Raw genomic sequence first — 25,860 nt, 5'->3', positions numbered from 1 at the left:
GCCGGCCGCGCGGGCGGCCGTTCGCCAGGCGTGCATGCATCAGAACTGATGCGTGATGCCGACGCGGCTCACCACCTGACGCGTCGTGCCGGACGGATTGAAGCCGGCGATCTGCGCCACCGGCGCATCGCCGGACGCATGCTGGGCTGCCGCCATCGCGTAAACCGACGTGCGCTTCGACAGCGCGTATTGCGCGATCACGTTCAGCTGCTGATACCTCGGCGACTTGCCGCTTGCATCGTCGTGCCCCGCCGTGAACGTGAAGCCCCCGCCCAGCAGCAGCGCACTGGTCGCGCGGTACGTCGCCGATACCTCGTAGTTCTGGAAGCTCAGGTTGCCGCCGCCGGCCTTCGGCCGGAACACCGTATTCGAGAAGTCCGCCGACAGCTTGAACGCGCCGGCCGTATAGGCCGCGCCCGCTGCGATGACGCTCTGGCTGCGCGCAGCCGCGAGCGCGTCGCCGTACACGGCGTTCGCAAAGCCGCCGCCGGACGCGTAGCCGGCCACCGCGGTCGCCGGATCGTTGACGCGCAGATAGCCGACACCCGCACTGAACGCACCGCCGCCGTAAGCGAGCGCCGCGCTGAACGTCGAGTCGGTCGAGAACTGGCCGGCCTGTCCACCCGGCGAATAGTGCCCCTCGAACGTAAAACCGGCGACCGTCGGGCTCACGTACTTGATCGCGTTCGGCACCGAGAACCCGTTGTCGAGATTGTCCATGTCGTTCGGATGCGCGAAGTACCAGCCGCCGTACTGGCCGTTCAGCGTAAACGGCTCGAGCAGGTCGACGTTCGCGTCCCACTGGCGCCCGAAGGTCAGCGTGCCGAGCCGGTCGGACGCCACGCCGACATATGCGTTGCGCGAGAACGCGAGGCCGCCTGCCGTTCCGGTCGCCGCATCGAAGCCGCTCTCCAGCCGGAACACGGCGCGCACACCGCCGCCGAGATCCTCCGTGCCAAGCAGGCCCCACCGGCTGCCGAGCGGCACGCCGCTCTGCATCTGGACCAGCTTGCCGCTGCGCCCCGGGATTGCACGGCCGTTCGCGGCGTCCGCAACATTGTTTGCGTAGTCGACCCCCAGGTCGACGATGCCGTAAAGCGTGACGACGCTCTGCGCGCACGCGGCGCCGGCCGACATCAATGCGAGCGACATGCCCGCTGCTGCGAGTTTCTTCATGGTTTTCCTCCTGGTCGTTGAATCGATGGCGCGCGGTGCGCCGAATGCTCAGCACGCGATGTCGCGGACGAACGCGCGCCGGCCCGCGACCGACAGCGCGACGCGGTAGATCAGCGCGGCACTGATGGCGGCAACTGGCGACGAGAACGTGGCGACCGTCCCGCCCGCCTCGAGCAGCGCGATGCCGAGCGCAGAAGCGGCGAACCAGGCGGTCAGGCCGCAGGGATTGAATGCGACGACGCGGTCGGCACGGTACTCGACGGCAGTGCCGAACAGCGCGCCGTAGTGCGGGGAGACGACATGCGTGACCGCAATGGCCACCCAGGCGACGACGAAGATGCCCTGATACGACAGCGCCTGAAGGACGAAGCCGAACACGTTGGTCAGCATCAGGCCGTACACGATCGCCCCTGCAACGATCGACCAGACGAACTTCGGCCAGCGCAGCCCGAATGCCGCCGCGAAGAACGCATGCATGTTCGTCGACGCGAGATAGAAGTTCGCGGTGTTGATGCGCGTCTGGCTGACCCATACGAACAGCAGGCCCGCAAAACCCATCAGCTTCAGCAGTGCGAGCACGACCGATACTTCGCTGAGCGCGCCCGATGCTGCGACCGTGCTCGCGAGAAAGATGCCCGCCACTCCGTTGACGATGAACGTGAACGCGTAGAACACCCAGCCGAAATTGACGTTCGCGTGGTAGCGCGTGTCGGCAGGGCGGCCGAAACGCGCGTAGTCCCACGTGTACATCATCAGGATCCATACGCCCATGAATGCGGTGAAGCAGTTCCACCAGCCGTGGGCGGGCGCTCCGCCGGCCGGCCCGAGGTGCAGCCACGCCGACAGGCCGGCGCCGCCCGACAGCGCGGCGACGATCGCCGCCACGAGACCGACCAGGTAGAACGGCAGCAGCACGCCGTTGAACTTGTCGAGCCAGTTCTGCACGCTGCCGAACACCAGCAGCACGCTGTAGGTCACGACGACCAGGTAGGCCATGTGCAGCGACACCGCGGGGAAATAGGCGTTGATCGCGATCGCGATCACCGAGCCTTCGAACAGCGCGTAGTAGATCGCCGTCGCGAAGAAGATCAGCGTCGCGAGGCTCGCGCCGGCGCTGCCGAATACGATCCGCGAGAACAGTGCCACCGACAGCCCGCTGGAAATCGCATAGCGCACGATCACCCGGTTGACGACGCTGTAGACCGACACCGACAGCACGAGCCCGATCAACGCATTCACCGTGCCGAAGTTGATGGCCAGCGTCGCCGACACGACCAGCCAGAACATCGCACTGCAGATGGCCCACCACGCCATCGTCAACGCCCCCTTCGGCATGCGCGCGTCGACGGGCACGGCGGTCGCCGCATAGCCGGGGTCCGGCGCATCTTCATGAGCTTTCAGTTCCATACGTTATCCGAATCAAATTGGATAAAAAAAGATCCGTGTGTATCGAATGCCTCGCGACGGCCGGATCTCCTTCCGCTCCGCTGCGGGCCGGATCGGCATGCCGGCCCGGCCCGCGCGGAATCACGTCAGTGCGCCCCCGCCATGTCGGTCAGCACGTACACGCCGGTTTCGTCGAGACGGGCGTGCCACTGCGGCGGCAGGACGATCGACGTCGTCACTTCCTCGATCACGGCCGGCCCCTCGACGACGTCGTCCGCACCGAGGCGCGTGCCGTCGTAGACCGGCGACGAGAAGGTCTCGATGTCCTGCCCGTTGCCGAAGATCATGTCGCGGCGCGATTTCAGCGCGGTTTCGATCGCGCCGTTGCCGCGCGGGACCGTCTGCGGCGGCGGCTGATCGAGCAGCCCGTACACGGTGCTTTCGATGTTCACGATTTCGACCGGGCTGTCCGGCTCGGCATACGTGTACAGCGCCTTGTGACGATCGTCGAACATTTTCCGGATCGCGCCGATCGTGCCGGCGTCGACGGGCATCGAGCCGATCGTCACCGAGCATTCATGCACCTGGCCGCAGTAGCGCATGTCGAGCTGCCGCTCGATGCGAATCCGCTCGCGCGCGAACCCCTCCTTTTCCAGCGCCGCGATGGCCTCCGCTTCGAGCCGGTCGAATTGCTGCTGGACGCGGCCGAGCGGCGCATGTTCGTCGATCCGCATCGGGCATGCGGCCATGTAGTTGTACTTGACGTCCGACAGCAGTTGCCCGAACGCGCACAATCCCGACGCGAGCTTCGGCACGAGCACCGTCCGCACGCCGATCTCGCGCGCCAGCGCGGCGATGTGCAGCGACGTCGCGCCGCCGGCCGCGATCAGCACGAAATCGCGCGGATCGTAGCCGCGCTCGATCGACACGCGCCGGATCCCGTTGATCATGTTGACGTTGACGATGTTGTAGATGCCGTACGCCGCCTTGCCGACGCACAACCCGAGCGGCGCGGCGATGTCCGTCTCGATGGCCCGGCGCGACGCGTCGCCGTCGATCCTGACCCGCCCGCCCAGCAGCGACACAGGGTTCAGGTAGCCGAGCGTGACGTTTGCATCCGTGACGGTCGGCGCCGTTCCACCCCGCATGTAGCACGCGGGCCCGGGCGACGCGCCCGCGCTCTGCGGCCCGACCTTCAGCAGTCCCATCGGGTCGATCCACGCGATCGACCCGCCGCCGGCGCCGAGCGTCTCCACCTGGATCATCGGCGTGCCGATGCGGTAACGCAGGAAATCGATGTCCTTGTTGACGTTCGTCACGCCGTCCTTGGTCAGCGTGATATCGAACGACGTGCCGCCCATGTCGACCGTGATCAGGTTCCGGTAGCCGAACGGCTTCGCGACGAAGCGCGCCGCCTGCGGTGCGGACGCCGGGCCCGAGTTGATCGCGTTCACGGCACGGGACGCCATCGCCTTCGGCGACGCCATCCCGCCGTTCGACTGGTAAAAGCGCACCGGCGAAGTCACGCCGTTATCGACGTAGAAATGCTCGATGCGGTTCACGTACCGTGCGAGCACGGGCCCGAGGTAGGCGTTCACGACGGTCGTCGACGTACGCGTGTACTCGCGCATCTGCGGGAACACTTCGAGGCCGACCGATACATAGACGTCCGGCAGCATCTCGCGGACGATCTCCGCCGCGCGCCGCTCGTGCACGCCGTTCGCCACCGACCAGAGGAACGAGACCGCGACGGCCTCCACGCGTTGCGCGCGGAACAGCTCGCACGCGTCGCGCACGTCCTCCTCGTTCAGCGGCGTATGGACGGTGCCGTCCGCGAGCACGCGTTCGCGCACGGGCCGGCGCAGATGCCGCTCGACCAGCATCGTCGCGGACGGGTAGCGGGCATCGTAGCGATGCCCTTCTTCCTTGTGCCCGAGACGGATCTCGAGCGAGTCCTCGTGCCCGGCCGTGCAGATCAGCCCGGTCTTCACGCCCTTGTGCTGGATCAGCGCGTTCAGCGCAACGGTCGTGCCGTTCACGCACAGGTCGAGGTTCGACAGCACCTCGTGCACCGGCTTGCCGAGCGCTTCGGCAATCTGCCCGAGGCCGTCGGCGATCGCGCGCGTGCCGTCCTCCGGCGTCGAGGTCGCCTTGAAAAGCCGCATCTGGCCGTCGCCGTCTGCCAGCACGAAGTCGGTGAAGGTGCCGCCCGCGTCCACGCCGAGCCGATATTGCTTGCTGTTCATTGTCTTTCCTCAGTGGTGGTTCGATGACGGACGGGCCGCGCGCAGCGCGTCGGTCGCGGCGCGATTCACGCGCAGGGTTTCGGGATCGAGCACGACGCCGTATTCCGCGCGGGCGGCATCGATCGACACGATGCCGTTCAGCACGTCGGCGCGCACGCGCTCCGGATCGCGCCGCAGCGGCTCGCCCCAGCCGCCTCCGCCGGGGTTGTAGGTCGCGAGCGAATAGCCGTCGCGCACCGTCATGACCGCGTTGTCGCGATGCGTTTCGATCACCTTGCCGTGCCGCTTCAGTTCGACGCGCCCGAGCTTGCGTTCGGGCTGCGCGCTCACCGCGCCGTTCGCGCCGATCGCGGGCAGCTTGCGTCCTTCCCCGAAGCTGACGACGGTCATCTCGTGCCCGATCGGCTCGACCTCCCACACCGTGCCGCTGCCGCCGCGGAATTCGCCCGCGCCCGCGCTGTCGGTCACGAGGCCGTAGCGATGGATCAGGATCGGATACGAGTACTCGAGCGTCTCGATATCGCCCGAGTAGAGCGCGCCGAAGCAGCACTGCGGGCCGCATGCATGCCAGCCGTCCATGTATGCCGTCGCGCCCGCTCCCGAAACGAGCGACGCGAGCACCATCGTCACGTACTCGTCGCCGGTGCGCTGGTCGTGCCCCGCGATGTTGACGCCGCTCGAATGGCCCCACGAGCCGACTGCGCGTTCGCCTTGTGCCTGCTCCAGTGCCAGACGCACCGCGTCGGCGAGGGTTTCCATCGGCGTCGTCGTGCAGTTCACGTGCGGCGCCGGCTCGCTGGCGTTGCACAATGTGCCCTTCGGCCCGAGATCGACGCTGACGCAGCGATAAAGCCCTTCGTTGTACGGCGGATCGAGCTGCGCGAACATCATGAGGCCGAGATACACCCCCGAAATCGAGTTGCCTTCGTACGAATTGATGAAGTACGGAATCTGCGGCGGGCTGTCGATCGCGATGTGGCAATGGTCGGCATCGATCCGCACCGTCGCCTTGATCTCGATCTCGCCGAAGCCGTGGCCCGAATCTTCCAGCGTCGCGCTCGCTTCGTACGTGCCGTCCGGCACCGCACGAATGATCTGCCGCATGTGCCGGTCGGCCATGTCCATCAGCTCGTCGATGCAAGCGCACACGGTGTCGCGGCCGTACTTGTCCAGCAGCGCGATCAGGTTGCGGGCGCCGACGTTGACTGCACCGAGCTGCGCCTTCAGATCGCCCTCCTGGTCCCGCCGCGACCGCATGTTGCTCAGCATGAAGTTCACGACGTCGTAGCGCTCGATGCCTTTGTCCCACAGCTTGACGGGCGGAATGCGCAGGCCTTCCGCATAGATCTCGCGCGCATCGGGGTTGTAGCCCGCGGGAACGGGGCCGCCGATGTCCGTGACGTGTCCCTTGCAGACGGTCCAGAACACCAGCTCGCCGTCATGAAACACGGGCTTGTACATGCAGCAGTCGACGATATGGCTGCCCTTGTAGACGGGGTCGTTGTGATAGATCACGTCGCCGTCGTGAATATCGTCGCCGAAGAAGCGCGCGACTTCCTTCATCGCGGGAATCAGCCCGCCGAGATGGATCGGAATGTCCTGGCCTTGCAGGATCATCTCGGGACGGCCGTTGAATATCGCGTTGCTGTAATCGTGCGCGACGTTGAACACGCTCGATCGCGCGGTCTTCTCCAGCGTCATCGTCATCTCGCGCTGCGTCGTCTCCAGCACGCCGCGCACGACCGCCAATGTAATCGGATCGACATCTCGTGACATTTCGTTCTCCAGTGGTTCCGCTTGAAGCGTCAGGGTCGAACGGCCTCTGGCCGGATTCGATGTCACGCAGGTTAAGAACGCCAAAATAGGCCAACAATGCACAGCCGGCGACGAGCGCGGTGCGTGCTGTGCTGCCCGCGCGCACCGTACACGCGGCTCGCCGGTCCGGCGCGTCCCCTGTACGGGGCGCGCGAGCAATACAGTGCAATACGCATGGAGCGTCATGCGAGGCACCGGTATCATCAAGCGCAGCATGTCGCGCGCCGCCGGCAGGCAGCCCCTGCGCCGCGCGCGTTCACTCCGAACCGGCCACCGATCCTTCGCCATGGACCTGAAGCAACTTCGCTACTTCGTCACGCTCGCGGAGCAACTGCACTTCGGCGCCGCAGCCGAGACGCTGGGCATCGCACCGTCCGCGCTGAGCATGCAGATCCAGGCGCTCGAACGCGAACTGGGCGTCCGGCTGCTCAACCGCACGAAGCGCTCGGTGTCGCTGTGCGCGGCCGGGATGCTGTTTCTCGAGGAGGCGAAGCGAACGCTTTCCGCGGCGGAAAATGCGCGGCGCGTCGCGATGATGGCCGGGCGCGGGCAGATCGGCGCACTGGAGATCGGCTACGTGGCGTCCGCAGCCTTTGCAGGCATCGTCCAGCGCCTGCTGTCGCGGCACGGCGAGCGCTATCCCGAGGTCAGCGCGCGGCTGCATCTGCTCGACAGCCCGGCGCAGATCCAGTCCCTGCAGCAGCGCGAACTCGATGCGTGCATCGTGCGCACCGCCGCCGGACACCCTGACGAAACCGACCGGATACGCCTGCTGAGCGAAAAACTGGTGGTCGCGCTGCCGGCCGGCCATCCGCTCGCGGCAAGGCAGGCGCTACGGGCGGCGGATCTCGCGCACGAGAAGTTCACCGCGCCGCAATTCGGCAAGGACGTGGGTTTTGCCCGCCATCTGCTCGCGATCGGCCGCGTGGCGGGCTTCGTCCCGAACATCGAGTATCCGACCCGGGACTTCATCACGGCACTCGTGCATGTCGGCGCGGGGCATGGCGTCGCCGTCGTGCCGGCGAGCATCGGCGGCATGCAGTTGCCCGGCGTCGCGTTCCGGGCACTGACGGACATCGAGGACGACGCAGCCCTGTATCTGGTGTTCAGGCGCAACGATTCGTCGCCGTTCGTGTCTTCCCTGCGCGAAATCGCGCTGGAGCTTGGCGGAGCGCGCGTCGACTGAACGCGAGGGTCGACAGGGAGGTTCGTGGCATCGACCGCGTTCGCGATATGCCGGCCGATTTCGATCGATACGATCGCGGCCGGCGACAGGGCATCGCGCGCCGCGCGTCACACCGGCGAAAATTCGCCGCGAATGCGCATCAGCTCGCGATGCAGGTTCACGTTTTTCTCGAACGGTGCGCGGCCGTGCAGCCAGAACAGGTTGTTCAGCATCACGAGATCGCCGGCGGGCAGCGGGATCGCGGCCGTCCCGCGCGACGTCTCCATCGCGTCCGACAGCGCCTGCAGGTATTGCGCGTGCTCGATCGACTCCGGGCACGCGAACTGGTCGATGAAACAGATGCCCGGCTTGCCGTCGACCGGGAAGAAGGTCCTGCGCTGGACCTCCTGCGCGACGTTCTTGCTCGGCGGCGCCTTGTACGTGAACTTGTACGACGCAAGCGGGTGCGTGCTGAATTCGTGCAGGCGCTCCCAGTCGTCCAGATGCAGCAGCCGGGATTCGCCGCCGATCGCGTCGCGTTCGCTGAATTTCATCATCTGCAGCCAGTCGGTCGGTTCGTCGACGAAGGTTCCGTCGGTATGCAGCGTGAACAGGCGATACGCCTGACGCAGGTACGAATCGCTGTCGTCCGTATGCTTGACGACGAAGCGCGCGTAGTAGGTGCCGGACATCGCGTCGTGATTCGCCGGACCGGCGAGATGCGCGATCGCCGTGCCGAACTTCACGTAGTCTTCCTCGCTGTCGGTCGTGCGTTGCACGCCGACGGTAAAGCTGCCCGACGTGCGGTCGCGAAGAATGCCACGCACCGTTTCCCGAAAACCGGCACCGACGAGCGACTCCAGCTTGCCCGCGAGCACGAATCGCATGTAGGGCACATACGCGAGATTCTGGCTGTCGACGTGCCGGGTTTCGTCGAAGAATCGTTCAAGGACATCCCGGTCGATATCGATCTGTCGGATGCGTGCGTGATGCGGATTGCGCCCGACCGAAAAACGCGCCGGCGCGCGATCATCCGTCGCAGTCCGAACCGATTGGATGTGGGTGGCATGCATGTCGTTCTCCTTTGACCATCGAATGAGAACGATTGTATTAAGCCGCCCGATCGCGCCTCAACAACGGATCCGCGCGATTTAATTCAGAAAATCTGAATTGTCCGGGCGGCACACCGCCATGCCGGTGCCTGTCACTCGCTCGCCGGCACGCGCGACACGACGCGCTTGAGCACCCAGCGGATCGACGAACCGTCTGCCGGCGGCTGCGCGGCCTTGTATTCGTCGATCTCGAGCACGTAGAGGAAGCCCGGCTGGAAATCGAACCCTTCGATGCCCGCGTACCAGAAGCTCCAGTCCGCGTCCGGCCGATCCTTCACCCGCAGGCATTCCATCGGCGCGACGCCGACGCAGCGCGCCTTCTGCGGCGCGACGTAGATCGTTTTCGCGACCGGCTGGCCGCCGGCCTGCTGCGCGCTCGACGCCGGCAGGTTACCCCCATTCGTTTCGCACGCAGCGAGCACGGCCAAGCTCGCGAACCCCGCCGTCAGCATCCATGCCCGAACCGTTCGCTTCATCCAGAGACTCCCTTGCATTTTGAAAGAGACGTGTGACCGCCTGCGTGCTCGCAGGTTCCGTGCGCCGGAGGCGGCACGTTCGCAAGCGCCCCATGCTACGGCAGCCGGCGCTTGCGTGTCGCGTGAATCAGCAACCCGGCCTCCTTTGTCCCGAACGGAACGGGACGACCGGATTCGCCCCCGTCTCCGCGACGCCGGCCGCAAACAAAAAGAGCCTGGAAACTCGCGCTTCCAGGCCGGAGACCATCAACGATGATGATGGAGGAGACAACGTCCTCTCGATGCGCTGCCGCGGCCCTGTCCGCGGCAGCGCGCAACGGGTTTCGTCAGATCGCCCAGCCGCCGAGGTAGAACACGACGAGCACGGCCGCAATGGCCACCGTGCCGACGTTGAGCTTGCGGAATTCGCCGCTGGCGATGCGCCCGATCACGAGCGTCGAGAAGCCGAGCATGATGCCCGTCACGATGTTCGCGGTCAGCACGATGAACACGGCGCACACGAGGCCCGACATCGCGTCGACCATGTCGTCCATGTGCAGCTTGCTCACGCTGCTCAGCATCAGCAGGCCGACGTACATCAGCGCGGGCGCGGTCGCATAAGACGGCACGAGCGCCGCGAGCGGCGACAGGAACATCACGACGAGGAACAGCAGGCCGACCACCGCGGCGGCAAGGCCCGTCTTCGCGCCCGCGGCCACGCCGACGCTCGATTCGATGTAGGCCGCCGCCGGCGCGCCGCCGAGGAAGCCGGAGAAGATCGAGCTGACCGAATCCGCGGTCAGCGCGCGGCCGCCGTTGATGATGCGGCCGTTCTCGTCGAGCAGGCCCGCCTGCCCCGCGACGGCGCGAATCGTGCCGGTCGCGTCGAACACGGCGGTCATCACGAGCGCGAGCACGCTCGGCAGCACGGCCACCGACAGTGCGCCCTTGATGTCCATCGCACCGATCAGCGATGCATGCCCCGGCGCACTCAGCGACGGCAGCGCGAACACGCCGTGGTACTTCACGTCCGGGTCGAACGCGAGGCCGAACACGGAGATCGCGATCACGACGAGCAGGATCCCGCCCGGCACGCGGCGCCGTTCGAGCCCGAAGATCGCCGCGAGGCCGATCACCGACATGATCACCGGCAGCGCGGTGATGTGGCCGAGCGACACCGGCAGGCCGGCGCCCGGGTTCTTGACCACGAGGCCGACGTCGTTCGACGCGATCAGCAGCAGGAACAGGCCGATGCCGATCCCCGTGCCGTGCGCGACGCCCGTCGGCAGGTTGCGCAGGATCCACGAGCGCACGCCGGTGACGGAGATGCCGGTGAACACGAGCCCCATCAGGAACACCGCGCCGAGCGCGACCGCCGGAGGCAGGCCCTTGCCGAGCACGAGGCCGAAGGCGGTGAACGCGGTCAGCGAGATCGCGCAGCCGATCGCGATCGGCAGCTTCGCCCACAGGCCCATCAGCAGCGAGCCGAACGCCGTCGTCAGGCAGACGGCGACGAATACCGCGCTCGTGTCGAACCCGGCTTTGCCGAACATGCCGGGCACGACGAACACCGAATAGACCATCGCCAGGAATGTGGTGATACCCGCGACGACTTCCCTGCGCTGCGTGCTGCCGCGCAGGGAAATCCCGAAATATCGATCGATGGCGCCCTTGGCACCGAAGTCCGCCTCCGCGCCGACGCCGGCGACCGGCTGCACCGGGGTATCACTCATGAGCTTGCTCCTTTATCAGCATGCTGAAACAGCCGCGTCGGGCCGTCGTCAGGTTTGTCTCGTCTCTAGATAGGTTTGGCAACGTCGTGGTGACGGGCGAGCCGCGATGCGTCTCGTCGGTCCAGAATCGTGGGCTGCCTTGTCTTGTGCGAAGGTCTGTGCGATTCAACGTGCTTGGTAGCGGCCGCTGCGTATCGGCCCCGCCATCTGAACTTTGCCGAAGCGAAGGGTAGGCGAACAGAACATCACGTCCTATCGGGCGACGAGCATGCAGCGCATGTCATAGCGCTTATATCGGCTTGAAACGGGGGTTTTCGCGTCGTGAACCGCGTGTATACGCCTAGTTCGGTTTCGTTAAGACGACTATTCGAGTGCCGGATCGGGCGACGCGAATTCGGCCGTGACGGCGGCGGCGGTTTGCAACGTCCTTGCGATTTCCGTGCTATTGCGCGCGGCGCCGCGCGATCGGGCGCGCCGGGCCGGACCTGGCCACTTCGGCCGATTTTGCCAAAGGTAGGAGGTTAACGCCCGGGGCGGCGAAATCAAAACGGCCAGGCGTCGTCGGTGCGGCTGCGACTGCGGCGACTGCGGCGACTGCGGTGGCGCCTGCTGCTGCGGCAGCAGCGGCGGCGGCGGCGGCGGCGGCGGCGACTGCGACTGCGACTGCGACTGCGACCGCGGCTGCGGCCGCTGCCAGGCGGGGCCGGCACGGCGCGGCCCCGTCCGTCGCCATTTAACGCTTCCTAGTAGACGTCCGGAACGTACATGTCTTCCGGCACCGGATGGCGGATGTAGTCTTCGTGGTGCACGCGATCGGGCAGCACGACCGCCGAATGGTCGACGTCGTGATACGGCACCTGCCCCAGCAGATGCCGGATGCAGTTGAGGCGGGCCGTCTTCTTGTCGTCGGCCCGCACGACCCACCAGCGCGATTCCGGGATGTGCGACCGCTCGAGCATCACTTCCTTCGCCTGCGTGTACGCTTCCCAGCGCCGGCGGCTCTCGAGATCCATCGGGCTCAGCTTCCACTGTTTCAGCGGATCGTCGATGCGGCTCTGGAAACGCAGCTCCTGTTCGTCGTCCGACACCGAGAACCAGTACTTGACGATCTGGATGCCGCTTCTCACGAGCATTTTTTCGAACTCGGGCACCGACCGGAAGAACTCCTCGTATTCGTCGTCGGTGCAGAATCCCATCACGCGCTCGACGCCGGCGCGGTTATACCAGCTCCGGTCGAACAGCACGATTTCGCCGGCGGCCGGAAGATGGGCCACATAGCGTTGGAAATACCATTGCGTGCGTTCGCGCGTCGTCGGGGCGGGCAGCGCCGCCACGCGGCACACGCGAGGGTTCAGCCGCTGCGTGATGCGCTTGATGACCCCGCCCTTGCCCGCCGCATCCCGGCCCTCGAAAATCACGACCAGCCGGTGGCCGGAATTCACCACCCAGTCCTGCAGCTTCACCAGCTCCCCCTGCAAGCGCAGCAGCTCGCGGAAGTAGCGCTGGCGTTCCGCGCGCCGGTCGCCGTCGGCTGCGGTGCCGGTTTCGAATCGCCGGTCGTCGAGTTCCAGCTCGAATTCCTCGTCCAGACTGTCGATCAGCTCCGCTTGCATGCGCTGATAGCGATCCAGGTCGGGATCGGCGTCGTGGGTCGGAAGCGCTTCTTTCATGGGAGTCCCCGTATTGCCATTGGATAAGCGTGCGCCGGAAACCGGCACACGCGAGATCGGTGCACCGCCGGTGCGATCCGGCAGTGCGAGCTGATCGATCGGCGCGCGTTGCGCAACGGCGGGCGTCGCTCGGGCGAAGGCCCGCATCGCCGGTCGAACAGGCCACAGACATGCGGCAATGATGCAACGAAACAGCGCTCGAAACATCCCGTCGCGCAAGCGCGGCCGCCGGCTGCGGCCAGCCCTTTCGAGCCGGCGCATCCGCGCAATGCGGGCCAATCGTCCGACCACCTGCGCTTTTCCCGTGCGATTCCTGCGTGTTCGGCGAATGAAACGATCAGGCTTCGACATCGGCAAGACTGAAGATCTCGGTCTTGTCGTTGTACGAGAAGACCTCGCCGTAACGGCCCCAGTCGATCACCGCATCGAGCGTTTCCTCGGCAACGTCGTCGGACAGGAAATCCTCCAGCTCCTGCTCGAAACGCACGCGCGGCGCGCGATGGCCCGGCCGCTCGTCGAGCACCTTCCTGATCCGCGCGGCGAGCGGCACGTGCTTCAGCAGATGGTCCGCGAACATCAGCTTGCGCTCCTGCGTGCCGAACTCGGCGAACACGCGCCCCGGCGGCGTCAGGAATACATCGCCTTCCCGCACGTCCGCGAAGCCGAGATACTGCAGCACTTCGGCGATCGGGAACAGGTCGTCGACCTCGAGATGCAGCGTGCGCGCGATTTCCGGCATGTCCGCGCGGCCGTGGTACGGCGCCATCACAAGCGTCTCGATCAGGCCGGCCATCAGGTTGGTCGACACCCGCGGCAGCCAGCTGCCGAGCTCGAGCCCCTTCTTCGTCGCCTCGCCGGTCTGGCGCGTGGTCATCTTTGCGTAGATATCGTCGACCAGCTTGCGGAATGCCGGGTCGAGACGGTTGCGCGGGTGCTTGAACGGCACCTTGATCTCGGCGATCACGCGCCCCGGGTTCGACGACAGCACGAGGATCCGGTCGCACATGAACACCGCTTCCTCGATGTTGTGCGTGACGATCAGCACCGACTTGATCGGCATGCGGCCCTGCGTCCACAGGTCGAGCAGGTCGGTACGCAGCGTCTCGGCGGTCAGCACGTCGAGCGCCGAGAACGGCTCGTCCATCAGCAGGATCGTCGGATCGACGACGAGCGCGCGCGCGAAGCCGACGCGCTGGCGCATGCCGCCCGACAGCTCGCGCGGATACGCGTTCTCGAAGCCGTCGAGACCGATCAGGTCGATTGCCGCGAGCGCACGTTCGCGCCGCCGGTTTGCGTCGACGCCGAGCGCCTCGAGGCCGGCTTCCACGTTCTGCAGCACGGTGAGCCACGGGAACAGCGCGAAGGTCTGGAACACCATCGCGACGCCTTCGGCCGGGCCGCGCAGCGGCTTGCCGAGATAGCTCACCTCGCCGCCCGTCGGCTCGATCAGGCCGGCGATGATCCGCAGCAGCGTCGACTTGCCCGAGCCGGAACGGCCGAGCAGCCCGACGATCTCGCCTTCGCGCAGCGACAGGTTCGCGCCGTCGAGCACGAGCAGTTCGCCCTGCGTCTTGTTGAAGCCGCGGCTGACGTCGTCGACGCGCAGGATCTCGTCGCCGAGCTTCGGGGGAGCCGGCTGCGTCTGGGTGGGGGCGCTGACAGTATTCGGGTTTTGCATCGCGTTTTGCTCTTGATAAGGCTCTCGATCGCGCACTCGATCGAGCGTTGAATCAGGGTCAGTCGACTCGCAGCTTCGACTCGGCATACGCATACAGCGGGCGCCACAGCACGCGGTTGAACAAGGTCACGAACAGGGACATCACGGCGATGCCGAGGATGATCTTCGGGAAGTCGCCGGCGGCCGTCGTCTGCGCGATATACGCGCCGAGGCCGTGCGCGGTGACCTTGGTATCGCCCCACTGCACGGCTTCGGACACGATGCTCGCGTTCCACGCGCCGCCCGACGCGGTGATCGCACCCGTCACGTAATACGGGAAGATGCCCGGCAGCATCGCCTGGCGCCACCATTGCCGGCCGCGGATGCGGAAGTTGGCGGTCACTTCCTTGTAGTCGTTCGGATACGCGGTTGCGCCGGCGATCACGTTGAACAGGATGTACCACTGCGTGCCGAGCACGATCAGCGGCGACAGCCAGAAGTCCGCGTTCAGGTGGAATTTCACGATCACGATGACGAACACCGGGAACAGCAGGTTCGCCGGGAACGCGGCCAGGAACTGTGCAAGCGGTTGCACCTTCTCCGCCAGCGCGGGGCGCAGCCCGATCAGCACGCCGATCGGCACCCAGATCACCGACGCGACCGCAATCAGCACCGTAACGCGGACCAGCGTGATCAGCCCGAGCACGAACACGTGCCCGACTTCGTCGAGCGTGACGCCGGTGCGCACGTAGGCGACCACGCGCCAGACGACGTACACGGTCAGCAGGATCACCGCGATGCCCCAGACGATATCGCCGACACGCGACGCCTTCTCGCGTTGCGCGCCCGCCCATCCGCCGCCCCCGAGCGCCGGCATGCGCATCGGTGCGCGCGCGGCCCGCGACAGCATCCATCCCATCGGCACGAGCGCGCGGTGGATCAGTTGCGTGCGGCGCAACACGTCGAGCAGCCACGACTCGGGCGCGTCGCCCGAGCTCGTGTTTTCCATCCGGAACTTGTCGGCCCACGCGACGAGCGGGCGGAACAGCAGCTGGTCGTAAGCGAGGATCACGACCGTCATCGCGAGGATCACCCAGCCGACCGCGCCGAGGTTCTTGTCGGAGATCGCCTGCGCGAGATACGCGCCGATGCCCGGCAGCGTGATCGTGTTGTTGCCGACCGTGATCGCCTCGGACGCGACGACGAAGAACCAGCCGCCCGACATCGACATCATCATGTTCCAGATCAGGCCCGGCATCGAGAACGGCACCTCGAGCTTCCAGAAACGCTGCCAGCCGGTCAGGTGGAAACCGCGCGACACCTCGCCGAGGTCGCGCGGCACCGTGCGCAGCGACTGGTAGAAGCTGAACGTCATGTTCCACGCCTGACTCGTGAAGATCGCGAAGATCGCGGCCAGCTCGGCGCCGAGCACGCGGCCCGGGAACAGCGCGAGGAAGAACGTGACCGTAAACGAGATGTAGCCGAGCACCGGCACCGACTGCAGGATGTCGAGAATCGGCACGAGCACCATGCCGGCCCGGCGGCTCTTCGCGGCGAGCGTGCCGTACACGAGCGTGAAGACAAGCGACGCGATCATCGCGGCGAGCATCCGCAGCGTCGTGCGCAGCGCATATTCGGGCAGGTTCGACGGATCGAGCGAGATCGCCTGGGTCTTCAGCGTCGAAATCGGGGCCAGCGTTTGATGGAAGCCGATCGCCGCCATCGCGATCAGGCAGACGATCAGCGGAAAGGCGATGAAGTCCCAGCGGTTGGGCAGGACGCGCCACGCCGACGCATTCGCGGTGCGACTCGGGTCAAAGCTGAAATCCATCAGGGACGTTCTCCGTCGAGAGAGTTTGAGCAGGCCGGCCGCATGCGGCGACAACCGGCCGCGCCCGGCCTTGCCCGGTATTCATGCACCGCTTCATTGTCCGTGTCGGCGACGCGGAACCCGCGCGGCGCGGTGCCGGCGGCGGCGTTCCGGCCGGCGCTGCGCGTCACGGCGTCCGGTGCTGTGACCGGCGGACGGCAGCCCGGGCCTGCGTCGTCAGAACACCCGGTGCAGCAGCCAGTACAGGCACGCCGACAACGCGATCGACGCCGGCAGCGTCAGCACCCACGCGAGCACCAGATTGCGCACCGTGCTCCAGCGCAGGCCCGAGCCGTTGGCCGTCATCGTGCCGGCCACGCCGGACGTCAGCACGTGGGTCGTCGACACCGGCAGCCCATAGGCGTCCGCCATGCCGATCGTCAGCATCGCGACCGCCTCGGCCGACGCGCCCTGGCCGTAGGTCAGGTGCGACTTGCCGATTTTCTCGCCGACGGTCACGACGATGCGCTTCCAGCCGACCATCGTGCCGAGGCCCAGCGCGATGGCCACCGCAACCTTCACCCAGGTCGGGATGAACTTGGTCGCATGGTCCAGTTGCTTCCTGAATGCGTCGATGACGCCCGCGTCCTCGGCGGAGAACGCCGGCGCCTTCGCCTTCTCCATCAGCCGGATTGCCTCGGAGGCCACGTACATGTCGTTGCGCACGTTGCCGACCTGGTTTTGCGGCACCGCGGAAATCGAGCCCGATACGCCCACCTGTCCGGCGATCCCGTCGACCAGCTCGCGCAGCGCGGGCAGCGTCGCCGGCGTCATCTGGCGGGTGCGCACATACGTCTCGACTTCGCCGCGCGCGTCGGCGGGGCGGGCCTGCGAGTCGTCGTATTTCGCGAGCGTCGCCGACGCATGGCGCGCCACAGCGACGAACGTGCCGGTCTGCTCGGTCGTGACGGCCTTGTTGAGCGCGTAGGCGGTCGGCATCACGCCGATCAGGATCAGCATGATGAGACCCATGCCCTTTTGCCCGTCGTTCGAGCCGTGGGCAAACGACACGCCGGTGCAGGTCAGGATCAGCAGCGCGCGAATCCAGAACGGCGGCGGCGTGTTCTTCTTGGGTTCCTCGTAGAGCGCCGGCACGCGCACGACCGCCTTCAGGATCAGCAACAGCAGCGCGGACAGCAGGAAACCGATGATCGGCGAGAACAGCAGCGCCTTGCCGACGCCCATCGCCTGGTTCCAGTCGACGCCGCTCGTGCCGGACGGGCCGCTGAGGAACTGGTTCATCAGTCCGACCCCGATGATCGAGCCGACGAGCGTGTGCGAGCTCGACGACGGCAGGCCGAAATACCAGGTCGCGAGGTTCCACACGACCGCCGCGATCAGCAGCGCGAACACCATCGCGAAGCCGGCGCCGCTGCCGACCTGCAGGATCAGCTCGACGGGCAGCAGCTGCAGGATGCCGAACGCCACGGCGCCGCTCGACGTCAGCACGCCGAGGAAATTCCATGCGCCCGACCAGATGACCGCCAGGTGCGGCGCGAGCGAGCGCGTATAGATCACGGTTGCGACCGCGTTGGCCGTGTCGTGGAACCCGTTCACGAACTCGAAACCGAGCGCGATCACGAGTGCGATGCCGAGCAGGAAGTAAGGAAACGCAGAACGCTCGACAACCGTGTCGAGATCCGATGCGAGCTGGGTAATGACGAAGATTGCGCCTGCGACGAGGAGGATCAGGAAGACGGCAAAGCCAAGGTTGCGTATACGGCTGCCGGACACGCTGACTTGCGCGGCGAACGGATCGGACATGGTCGAATTGACAAGGAATCTGGCACGGAACGAAGACTATACGACTCGCCTGTGACCGTCACGTTAATTCGCATCAAAAAAAAATGATGGAGTATTTCGCCATTATTAATACCCGACGTTTCATTCCGCAGGATCTGCGCAAAATACTTTCATTAACCTTTCGCGCGTTGCGTTTCGCGCATGACCCATGCCGATTCATGCATACGGCCTGCCGACATCAACTTGCACTGCAGCATGAAAACCTGAGCATTCTCACGTGTTCAGACGATAAGTCGCTGTCAGCGGCCAAAGCCCGCCTGCGTAATACGAAGCAATAAAAACAATCGCTTGAATTCGGTCATTCATTTCATCCGAATACCCGGTCAAATCGAATATACCGCGCACATGTTTCGGCAATGGCAATTGCCGTCATTGACGGATATGAAACACCGCCGCCCGCGCATCGCGGCCATGGCGACACGACACCCATTTACGCCCTGAATGACCCGGCGCTGCCCGGCAGGACAACGCCACGGTCCCGAACCGATGACGCGTCCCGCGCGACCACCCCGGGCTGGCGTTAAAATCCGCCGCCTGGGCACCCACGGCGAGCGCGCGTTTTGACGGAATTCGAGCAGGGCTTCATCCTCACCCGCCACTGGCGGGACACCGCGGCCGGCGTCGAAATCGAGTTCTGGCTGGCAACCGAACACGGTCCGCGCCGGGTGCGGCTGCGTCCGCAGGAAGCGGTCGCGTTCGTCCCGGCCGAGCAGCGCGAAGCGGCCGCGCGCGAGCTGGCCGGCGAGACCGGCACCGAACTGCGCCCGCTCGCGCTGCACGACTTCCGGCAGCGCCCGGTCGCCGGCCTCTATTGCCGGCGCTACCGCCATCTGTCCGCGCTGCACAAGCGCCTGGCTCGCGCCGGCGTCGACGTCTACGAAGCCGACGTGCAGCCGCCCGACCGCTACACGATGGAACGCTTCATTACCGCGCCGGTGCGGTTTCGCGGCGTGCCGGCCGGCGACGGCGCGCTGGCCGACGGCGAGCTGAAGGCGGAGGCCGACTACCGCCCCGCGCTGCGCTGCGTGTCGCTCGACATCGAGACCAGCGCGCGCGGCGAGCTGTACTCGATCGCACTGGAAGGCTGCGGGCAGCGGCAGGTATTCATGCTCGGCCCGGCCAACGGCGACGCCCGCGACATCGATTTCCGGTTCGACTACTGCGACGACCGGCCCGCGCTGCTCGCGCGGCTGAACGACTGGTTCGCGCAGCACGACCCGGACGTGATCATCGGCTGGAACCTGATCCAGTTCGACCTGCGCGTGCTGCACGCGCACGCCGAGCAGTATCGCGTGCCGCTGCGGCTCGGCCGCGGCGGCAGCGTGCTCGACTGGCGCGCGCACGGCCAGCAGCCCGACCATTTCTTCGCGGCCGCGGCCGGACGGCTCGTGATCGACGGCATCGACGCGCTGAAGTCCGCGACCTGGACCTTTCCGTCGTTCAGCCTCGAATATGTCGCGCAGGCGCTGCTCGGCGAAGGGAAGTCGATCGACAACCCGTATCAGCGGATGGACGAGATCCAGCGCCGCTTCGACCACGACAAGCCCGCGCTCGCGCGCTACAACCTGAAGGACTGCGAACTCGTCACGCGCATCTTCGAGAAGGCGGACCTGCTGTCGTTCATGCTCGAACGCGCCACCGTGACCGGGCTCGCGGCGGACCGCACCGGCGGATCGGTCGCGGCGTTCACGCACCTGTACCTGCCGCGCATGCACCGGCTCGGCTACGTCGCTCCGAACATCGGCGACGTGACGGGGCAGACGAGCCCCGGCGGCTTCGTGATGGATTCCCGGCCCGGTCTGTACGACTCGGTGCTCGTGTTCGACTACAAGAGCCTGTACCCGTCGATCATCCGCACGTTCCTGATCGATCCCGTCGGGCTGATCGAGGGCCTCGCCGATCCCGGCGACGATGCGTCGGTGCCGGGCTTTCTCGGCGCGCGCTTCTCGCGCACGCGGCATTGCCTGCCGGACATCGTGCGGCGCGTGTGGGACGAGCGCGACCTCGCGAAACGCCAGCGCAACGCGCCGCTGTCGCAGGCGCTGAAGATCATCATGAACGCGTTCTACGGCGTGCTCGGCTCCACCGGCTGCCGGTTCTTCGATCCGCGGCTCGCGTCGTCGATCACGATGCGCGGCCACGAGATCATGCACCGCACGCGCGAGCTGATCGAATCCCACGGCTACGAAGTGATCTACGGCGACACGGATTCGACGTTCGTGTGGCTGGGGCAGCCGCACACCGACGACGAAGCGGCGCGCAAGGGCCGCGCGCTTGTCGAGCACGTGAACCGCTGGTGGACGACGCACTTGCGCGAGCGCTTCGGGCTCGACAGCGCGCTCGAACTGCAATACGAACGGCACTACCGCCGCTTCCTGATGCCGACCGTGCGCGGCGCGGACGAAGGCAGCAAGAAGCGCTATGCAGGCCTCGCGGTCGCGCCGGACGGCGGCGAAGACGTCGTGTTCAAGGGGCTCGAGACGGTGCGCACGGACTGGACGCCGCTCGCGCAGCAGTTCCAGCGCGAGCTGTATCGGCGCGTATTCAAGCGGGAACCGTATCAGGACTTCATCCGCGACTACGTGCGCCGCACGCTCGCGGGCGAACTCGACGCACTGCTCGTCTACCGCAAGCGCGTGCGCCGGCCGCTCAGCGAATATCAGCGCAACGTGCCGCCGCACGTGCGCGCCGCGCGCACCGCCGATGCGTTCAACGAAGCGCACGGCCGGCCGCTGCAGTACCAGCGCGGCGGATGGATCAGCTACATGATGACGACGGCCGGCCCGGAACCGCTCGAGACGATGCGCTCGCCGATCGACTATGCGTTCTACGTGAGCCGACAGCTTCAGCCGGTTGCCGACGCGATCCTGCCGTTCCTGCGCGACGATTTCGAGTCGGTGGTGTCGGGGCAGGGGCGGTTGTTTCAGGGGTAGGCCGCCGATCCTTCGTTGCGCCGCTGCTGCCCGCCTTCACTATCCGCCTCCACTAGACTTTGCACGCGCAAAGTCCACGCCGCCGCTCACCGCCCTGCGACGCAAGCCACCGGTTCCGCGCGCTCGGGCGCCCGCCGCACGGCCCGCCCGGCTGCGCCCCGTGCGTCGCACGGCGCGCCCGGCCGCTCGACGTAGTCGCGCGGCGTGAGCCCGAGCACACGCCGGAAATGCCGGCCCAGATGGCTCTGGTCGAAGAAGCCGACCTCGGTCGCAACGACCGACGGCGGCAATCCTGCGCGCAGCAGGTCCTGCGCATGACGAATGCGAACGAGGCACAGATAGCGGTGCGGCGACACGCCGACTTCGCTGCGAAAGCGCGTCGCGAAGCGCGACACGCTCAACCCGGCGACCGACGCGAGCGTGTCGAGACTCAGCGGCTGCGCGAACGACGTTTCGATGATCTGCAGCGCGCCGCCGACGGCGCGCGACACGGGCCGAGCGGCACCGAACGCACGCGTCGTCGCGGCGTCGTCCGTGCCGTCCGTGTCGTGGAAAGCGTTGGCCATGGCCGGGCTCCTCAGGTCGTCGCGTGCGCGGCCTCGGCCGACGCAGCAAAGCGGCCGATCGAGAACGGCTCGATCGGCGTGCTCGTCGCCCCCGTATCGATCAGCTCCGCCATCGTGTCGCCGACGCCGGGGCCGAGCTGGAAGCCGTGCCCGCAGAAACCGAACGCGTAATACAGGCCGTCGACCTTCGCGCTGCGGCCCATGATCGGCCGGTCGTCCGGCATGTAGCCTTCGACGCCGCTCCACACACGAATGATGTTCAGCCGCGTGAGCGCCGGCACGACGCGCGCGAGCTGCGTGAACTGCAGCAGCGTGCTTTCGGGCAGCACTTTCGCACGCCGCTCGTCGAGATAGGCCGGCGCGCGCGCGCAGCCGCCGATCACGATGTTGCCGCGCTCGACTTGCCGGAAATACACGACCTCCTCGATATGCGGCGACGACACGCCGACGGCCGGCCGGATCGCGTACGGCACGGGCTCGGTCACGCACATCTGCGGCCCGTTCACCGCGATCGGCACCGGCTCGCCGAATTGCGCGCTGAGCTGGTTGCCCCATGCGCCCGCCGTGACGAGCAGGTTCGGCGCGCAGAACACACGTCCATCGGTACTCGTCGCTCGGAACGTGTCGCCGTCTTTCTCGACCGTGGCGATCGCGGTGTTCTCCTCGATCCGCGCGCCCGCGCGCGCCGCCGCGCGGCCGAACGCCGGCGCGGCGAGCCGCGGGTTCGCGTGGCCGTCCAGCTCCGAGTGCGACGCGCTCAGCACCTCGGGGCCGAGAAACGGGAACTTCGCACGCATCGCGGCGCCGCGGTACAGGTCGAGCTTCAGCCCGTAGTGGGCCGCTTCGCGCGCATACACTTCGAACGAATCGTCCTGCTCCTGCCGATAGCACACGCGTACGTGCCCGCTCTGCAAGAACTCCGCACTGTGCCCGATCAGCTCGGGCAGCTTGCCCCAGATCTCGCGCGAGCGGTTCGCGAGCGGCAACTGCGGCAGGAAGCGGCCCTGGCGCCGCACGTTGCCGAAATTGGTGCCGCTCGCCTGCTGGCCGATCAGGCCGCGTTCGAGCAGGATCACCGAGCGGCCCCGCTGGCGCAGGAAGAACGCCGCCGCGGCGCCCATGAAGCCGCCGCCCACGATCACGACATCCGCATCGGCCCGCATCATTCATCCCCCATCGTCGTTGCGGCCTCCGGCCTCGGCGCCTCCGGCGCGGCGTCGGTGCGCGTCGCGATCGGAAACGGCTTGACCGGCGCCTGGCCGCGCAGCCGCCCGACCGCTTCGAGCGGCACGCCGGCTGCCGCCGCGATCACTTCGGCGCCTGCGTGCCCGCAGTAACGGCCCTGGCAGCGCCCCATCCCGACCCGGCTGAACGCCTTCGCGCGGTTCGCTTCGCACGCGCCCTCTTCGCGGATCACACGGCGCAGTTCGCCGACGCTCACGCCCTCGCAGCGGCACAGGATCGTGTCGTCCGACAGGTGCGCCGCCTGCTGCGCGGGCCACGGAAACGCCTGCGCGAGCCCGGAGCGGAAGCGATCCCTCTTCGCGCGCTCGCGCTGCAGCTCCGCAACCCGAGCGTCGTCGACCGGCCGCCCGAGATCCTTCAGCACCGCAAGCGCCGCAAGGCTGCCCGCTGCTTCCGCGCCGTCCGCGCCGAGCACGCGCACGCCGTCGCCGGCGAGGTACACGCGCTCCACCGAACTACGCCCCATGTCGTCGAGCTGCGGCAGCCATTGCCGCGTGTCGGCATCGAAACGGAACGCGCAGCCGGCCAGATCCGCGAGCTGCGTCTCGGGACGCAGGTGGTAGCCGAGCGCGACCGCATCGCATGCGACGCGCTCGATCGTGCCGCGCGCGTCGCGGAAACTGACGGCTGACACACCCTGCGCCGGATCGCCGTGAATCTCGATCGGCTCGATCCCGTGCTCGATCCGCACGCCCGCACGCTTCAGCGCCCGCACCAGCGCGATCCCCTTCTTCAGCACGTCGGGCCGCGCAAGCAGATTCGGCAGCGCACGCAGCCGGTTGCCGGCCGTCGACGTGTCGAGCACCGCCGCGACCTTCGCGCCGGCCTGCACGTACTGGCTCGCGACCAGGTACAGCAGCGGCCCCGAACCCATGAATACGACATTCGCGCCGATCGAACAGGCCTGCGCCTTCAGCGCAATCTGCGCGGCGCCAAGACTGTACGCGCCCGCGTACTGCCAGCCCTTGACCGGCATCAGCCGGTCCGTCGCGCCCGGACACAGCACGAGCGCATCGTACGGATACCGAACCGACAGGCCGTCATGCACCGTGTACAGCGCGCCGCCCGACACATTCCACGCGAGCGTGTCGGGTGCGTAGTGGACCGATGCGCGCACGCGCTCGAACGTCTCGTGCAGGTTGCGCGCGCGCGCTGCTTCCGTGCCATAGAGCTTGTCGTATGGGCGCGAAAACTGTTCGGGCTGGCGACGGTAGATCTGGCCGCCGTCGCGCCGCCCCTCGTCGATGACGAGCGGACGCACGCCTGCTTCGACGAGCGCCTGCGCGCAGCGCACGCCGGCCGGCCCGGCGCCGACGACGATTACGCGAGGTTCGGCCATTGCGCCTCCGGTTGTCGGGTGACGATATCGAGGCCCGGCTGCACGACGGTCGTGCAGGCACGCAGACGCTCGCCGCCGGCGGTCCAGACCCAGCAGTCCTGGCACGCGCCCATCAGGCAGAAGCCGGCGCGCACCTCGGGCCCGAACTCGGACTGCCGCACATGGCCGGTCTGCGTCAGCATCGCGACCAGGAGCGTGTCGCCCTCGAGCCCGCTCACGGTCTGCCCGTCGATCCGGAACGCGACCGGGCGGCGCCCGGTTTCGGCAAGACGAACGAATCGCGCTGTCATATGCATCTCTCCTGCGCGTCGCTGGCGCGGCACGCGTCGTCATTGGGAACGGTCCGGCCGGTCGCGCGCATCGTCCGCCTCAGTGCAGGATGTCCTGCAGACGGTAGTACGCACCGACGAACGGCAGGAACCACGCGTGTCCGAAATGGCCGGGCATCGCCGGCCAGTCGAGTTCGCGCCACGGATTGGACGCCGCCGCGCCATACAGCACGTCGGCCATCACGCGGCCCATGTGCACCGACATCTGCACGCCGTGGCCGCTGTAGCCCATCGAGTAGTACAGCCCGTCGTGCTGGCCCGCGCGCGGCAGGCGGTCCGCGGTGATGTCGACGAGCCCGCCCCAGCAGTAATCGAGCCGCACGTTCGCCAGTTCCGGAAAATAGCCGGCCATCCCGGCGCGCAGGATCTCCCCGCTTTTCGCGTCGGAGCGCGGGTCCGACATCGCGAAGCGCGCACGGCCGCCGAACAGCAGCCGGTTGTCGGGCGTCACGCGGAAGTAGTTGCCGATGTGGCGCGTCGTCACGTACGCGCGGCGGTGCGGGAGCAGCCGGTCCAGCTGCGCGTCGGGCAGCGGCTCGGTGACGACGATGAAACTGCCGACCGGCGCGATGCGCCGCCGGAACCACGCGAAGGGGCCGTGCTGCGACGCGCCGGTTGCGACCAGCACGCGATCGGCGACGATCGTGCCGCGCGCGCAGGTGACAACGTGGCGTTCGCCCTCGAGCCGCTCGAGCCGCGTGACGGCCGCGTTCTCGTAGATGCGGGCGCCGCGCCGCGCCGCGGCCTCCGCCAGCCCGACCCCGAACTTGCCCATGTGCATCTGCGCGCCATTTCGCTGCAACAGGCCGCCATGGAAACCGTCCGAGCCGACCTCGTCGCGGATCCGCGACGGCTCGATCAGTTCGACGTCCGGATCGACGTCGCGCCGCAACGCGTCGAAGGTCTTCGCGAGTCCCGCGAAATGCTGCGGCTTCGCGGCGAGCTTCAGCTTGCCGCCGCGCCGGAAATCGCAGTCGATCGCATGCTCGGCGACGATCGCCTCGACGCTCTTCACCGCGCTCTCGTACGCGCGATAGAACTGTTTCGCCTGCGGTGCGCCGATCCGCGCGGCGAGCGATGCGTAGTCCTGCGCGAGACCGGTGTTGCACTGGCCGCCGTTGCGGCCCGACGCCTCGCTCGCGACCTGCCCCGCTTCGAGCACGACGACCGACACCCCGCGCTGCGCGAGCGCCAGCGCCGCCGACAGTCCGGTGAAGCCGCCGCCGATCACGACCACGTCGGCACGTCCGTCGACCGGCCCTTCGCAGCCTGCGCGAAAGGCGGGGCGGGTTTCCAGCCAGTACGATTCGAATTTCATCGGAGCCTTTGTAAGCATTCGGGCGACGGGAACGACCTGCAT

18 protein-coding genes are annotated in these 25,860 nt (G+C 67.2%); 2 read left to right on the top strand and 16 right to left on the bottom strand.

What is annotated here, in order from left to right:
• Window positions 1–39: 39 nt before the first annotated feature.
• From ACV22Z_RS24095 to capB, 4 genes are all read right to left on the bottom strand, one after another.
• Window positions 40–1,176 carry a porin gene (locus ACV22Z_RS24095; protein ID WP_448078787.1) on the bottom strand — a complete coding sequence of 379 codons (1,137 nt, stop codon included), beginning with the start codon at window positions 1,174–1,176 and terminating at the stop codon, window positions 40–42.
• Window positions 1,177–1,224: 48 nt separating this feature from the next.
• Window positions 1,225–2,583, bottom strand: coding sequence for a purine-cytosine permease family protein (locus ACV22Z_RS24090; RefSeq protein WP_448078786.1), 1,359 nt, complete (start codon window positions 2,581–2,583; stop codon window positions 1,225–1,227).
• Between the two features lie 125 nt (window positions 2,584–2,708).
• Window positions 2,709–4,808, bottom strand: a complete 2,100-nt coding sequence (capA, locus tag ACV22Z_RS24085) for a caprolactamase subunit alpha (RefSeq protein ID WP_448078785.1) — start codon at window positions 4,806–4,808, stop codon at window positions 2,709–2,711.
• Between the two features lie 9 nt (window positions 4,809–4,817).
• On the bottom strand, window positions 4,818–6,584 hold the full coding sequence (gene capB / locus ACV22Z_RS24080; RefSeq protein WP_448078784.1) for a caprolactamase subunit beta: 1,767 nt from the start codon (window positions 6,582–6,584) through the stop codon (window positions 4,818–4,820).
• A 325-nt stretch (window positions 6,585–6,909) separates the two neighbouring features.
• Between capB and ACV22Z_RS24075 the strand changes: the two genes are divergently transcribed.
• The gene (locus ACV22Z_RS24075) at window positions 6,910–7,809 is read left to right on the top strand and encodes a LysR substrate-binding domain-containing protein (protein ID WP_448078783.1); all 900 of its coding nucleotides are present in this window, start codon (window positions 6,910–6,912) and stop codon (window positions 7,807–7,809) included.
• A 107-nt stretch (window positions 7,810–7,916) separates the two neighbouring features.
• Here the strand turns inward: ACV22Z_RS24075 and glaH are convergent, their stop codons facing one another.
• The 7 genes from glaH to ACV22Z_RS24040 all read right to left on the bottom strand — a co-directional run bounded on the left by glaH (window position 7,917) and on the right by ACV22Z_RS24040 (window position 18,049).
• Window positions 7,917–8,861 (bottom strand): glutarate dioxygenase GlaH, encoded by a 945-nt coding sequence (gene glaH / locus ACV22Z_RS24070; protein ID WP_448078782.1) that lies wholly within the window; start codon window positions 8,859–8,861, stop codon window positions 7,917–7,919.
• A 131-nt stretch (window positions 8,862–8,992) separates the two neighbouring features.
• Window positions 8,993–9,376: a DUF4377 domain-containing protein gene (locus ACV22Z_RS24065; protein WP_448078781.1), complete on the bottom strand. Its 384-nt coding sequence runs from the start codon at window positions 9,374–9,376 to the stop codon at window positions 8,993–8,995.
• A 326-nt stretch (window positions 9,377–9,702) separates the two neighbouring features.
• Window positions 9,703–11,088: an NCS2 family permease gene (locus ACV22Z_RS24060; protein ID WP_448078780.1), complete on the bottom strand. Its 1,386-nt coding sequence runs from the start codon at window positions 11,086–11,088 to the stop codon at window positions 9,703–9,705.
• A 743-nt stretch (window positions 11,089–11,831) separates the two neighbouring features.
• The gene (gene ppk2, locus ACV22Z_RS24055) at window positions 11,832–12,701 is read right to left on the bottom strand and encodes a polyphosphate kinase 2 (RefSeq protein ID WP_448078929.1); all 870 of its coding nucleotides are present in this window, start codon (window positions 12,699–12,701) and stop codon (window positions 11,832–11,834) included.
• A gap of 394 nt (window positions 12,702–13,095) precedes the next feature.
• Window positions 13,096–14,436, bottom strand: a complete 1,341-nt coding sequence (locus tag ACV22Z_RS24050) for an ABC transporter ATP-binding protein (protein WP_448078779.1) — start codon at window positions 14,434–14,436, stop codon at window positions 13,096–13,098.
• A gap of 58 nt (window positions 14,437–14,494) precedes the next feature.
• Window positions 14,495–16,246 (bottom strand): ABC transporter permease, encoded by a 1,752-nt coding sequence (locus ACV22Z_RS24045; RefSeq protein ID WP_448078778.1) that lies wholly within the window; start codon window positions 16,244–16,246, stop codon window positions 14,495–14,497.
• 216 nt (window positions 16,247–16,462) lie between these two features.
• Complete coding sequence (locus tag ACV22Z_RS24040; protein ID WP_448078777.1) at window positions 16,463–18,049, bottom strand: inorganic phosphate transporter; 1,587 nt, start codon at window positions 18,047–18,049, stop codon at window positions 16,463–16,465.
• Window positions 18,050–18,648: 599 nt separating this feature from the next.
• Here ACV22Z_RS24040 and ACV22Z_RS24035 point away from each other — a divergent pair.
• Window positions 18,649–21,021 carry a DNA polymerase II gene (locus ACV22Z_RS24035; RefSeq protein ID WP_448078776.1) on the top strand — a complete coding sequence of 791 codons (2,373 nt, stop codon included), beginning with the start codon at window positions 18,649–18,651 and terminating at the stop codon, window positions 21,019–21,021.
• 86 nt (window positions 21,022–21,107) lie between these two features.
• Here the strand turns inward: ACV22Z_RS24035 and ACV22Z_RS24030 are convergent, their stop codons facing one another.
• From ACV22Z_RS24030 to ACV22Z_RS24010, 5 genes are all read right to left on the bottom strand, one after another.
• Window positions 21,108–21,587 carry a helix-turn-helix domain-containing protein gene (locus tag ACV22Z_RS24030; protein ID WP_448078775.1) on the bottom strand — a complete coding sequence of 160 codons (480 nt, stop codon included), beginning with the start codon at window positions 21,585–21,587 and terminating at the stop codon, window positions 21,108–21,110.
• 11 nt (window positions 21,588–21,598) lie between these two features.
• On the bottom strand, window positions 21,599–22,753 hold the full coding sequence (locus tag ACV22Z_RS24025) for an NAD(P)/FAD-dependent oxidoreductase (RefSeq protein ID WP_448078774.1): 1,155 nt from the start codon (window positions 22,751–22,753) through the stop codon (window positions 21,599–21,601).
• The gene (locus tag ACV22Z_RS24020) at window positions 22,750–24,171 is read right to left on the bottom strand and encodes an FAD-dependent oxidoreductase (protein WP_448078773.1); all 1,422 of its coding nucleotides are present in this window, start codon (window positions 24,169–24,171) and stop codon (window positions 22,750–22,752) included. The genes ACV22Z_RS24025 and ACV22Z_RS24020 overlap by 4 nt, the downstream gene beginning before the upstream one ends.
• Entirely contained in the window at window positions 24,153–24,461 is a 309-nt protein-coding gene (locus ACV22Z_RS24015) for a (2Fe-2S)-binding protein (protein ID WP_448078772.1), read from the bottom strand. Before ACV22Z_RS24015 ends, ACV22Z_RS24020 begins: the two co-directional genes overlap by 19 nt.
• A gap of 79 nt (window positions 24,462–24,540) precedes the next feature.
• Entirely contained in the window at window positions 24,541–25,818 is a 1,278-nt protein-coding gene (locus tag ACV22Z_RS24010; RefSeq protein ID WP_448078771.1) for an NAD(P)/FAD-dependent oxidoreductase, read from the bottom strand.
• Window positions 25,819–25,860: the final 42 nt, after the last annotated feature.

The organism is Burkholderia sp. PU8-34 (assembly GCF_053427725.1).
Note: the sequence above shows the minus strand (reverse complement) of the source record. Positions and strands in the feature narration are given on the sequence as shown.

What these genes read in the sequence shown, in the direction of transcription:
- ACV22Z_RS24095 (WP_448078787.1), bottom strand. Translation starts at nt 1,176, where the DNA reads ATGAAGAAACTCGCAGCAGCGGGCATGTCGCTCGCATTGATGTCGGCC.
- ACV22Z_RS24090 (WP_448078786.1), bottom strand. Translation starts at nt 2,583, where the DNA reads ATGGAACTGAAAGCTCATGAAGATGCGCCGGACCCCGGCTATGCGGCG.
- capA (WP_448078785.1), bottom strand. Translation starts at nt 4,808, where the DNA reads ATGAACAGCAAGCAATATCGGCTCGGCGTGGACGCGGGCGGCACCTTC.
- capB (WP_448078784.1), bottom strand. Translation starts at nt 6,584, where the DNA reads ATGTCACGAGATGTCGATCCGATTACATTGGCGGTCGTGCGCGGCGTG.
- ACV22Z_RS24075 (WP_448078783.1), top strand. Translation starts at nt 6,910, where the DNA reads ATGGACCTGAAGCAACTTCGCTACTTCGTCACGCTCGCGGAGCAACTG.
- glaH (WP_448078782.1), bottom strand. Translation starts at nt 8,861, where the DNA reads ATGCATGCCACCCACATCCAATCGGTTCGGACTGCGACGGATGATCGC.
- ACV22Z_RS24065 (WP_448078781.1), bottom strand. Translation starts at nt 9,376, where the DNA reads ATGAAGCGAACGGTTCGGGCATGGATGCTGACGGCGGGGTTCGCGAGC.
- ACV22Z_RS24060 (WP_448078780.1), bottom strand. Translation starts at nt 11,088, where the DNA reads ATGAGTGATACCCCGGTGCAGCCGGTCGCCGGCGTCGGCGCGGAGGCG.
- ppk2 (WP_448078929.1), bottom strand. Translation starts at nt 12,701, where the DNA reads ATGCAAGCGGAGCTGATCGACAGTCTGGACGAGGAATTCGAGCTGGAA.
- ACV22Z_RS24050 (WP_448078779.1), bottom strand. Translation starts at nt 14,436, where the DNA reads ATGCAAAACCCGAATACTGTCAGCGCCCCCACCCAGACGCAGCCGGCT.
- ACV22Z_RS24045 (WP_448078778.1), bottom strand. Translation starts at nt 16,246, where the DNA reads ATGGATTTCAGCTTTGACCCGAGTCGCACCGCGAATGCGTCGGCGTGG.
- ACV22Z_RS24040 (WP_448078777.1), bottom strand. Translation starts at nt 18,049, where the DNA reads ATGTCCGATCCGTTCGCCGCGCAAGTCAGCGTGTCCGGCAGCCGTATA.
- ACV22Z_RS24030 (WP_448078775.1), bottom strand. Translation starts at nt 21,587, where the DNA reads ATGGCCAACGCTTTCCACGACACGGACGGCACGGACGACGCCGCGACG.
- ACV22Z_RS24025 (WP_448078774.1), bottom strand. Translation starts at nt 22,753, where the DNA reads ATGATGCGGGCCGATGCGGATGTCGTGATCGTGGGCGGCGGCTTCATG.
- ACV22Z_RS24020 (WP_448078773.1), bottom strand. Translation starts at nt 24,171, where the DNA reads ATGGCCGAACCTCGCGTAATCGTCGTCGGCGCCGGGCCGGCCGGCGTG.
- ACV22Z_RS24015 (WP_448078772.1), bottom strand. Translation starts at nt 24,461, where the DNA reads ATGACAGCGCGATTCGTTCGTCTTGCCGAAACCGGGCGCCGCCCGGTC.
- ACV22Z_RS24010 (WP_448078771.1), bottom strand. Translation starts at nt 25,818, where the DNA reads ATGAAATTCGAATCGTACTGGCTGGAAACCCGCCCCGCCTTTCGCGCA.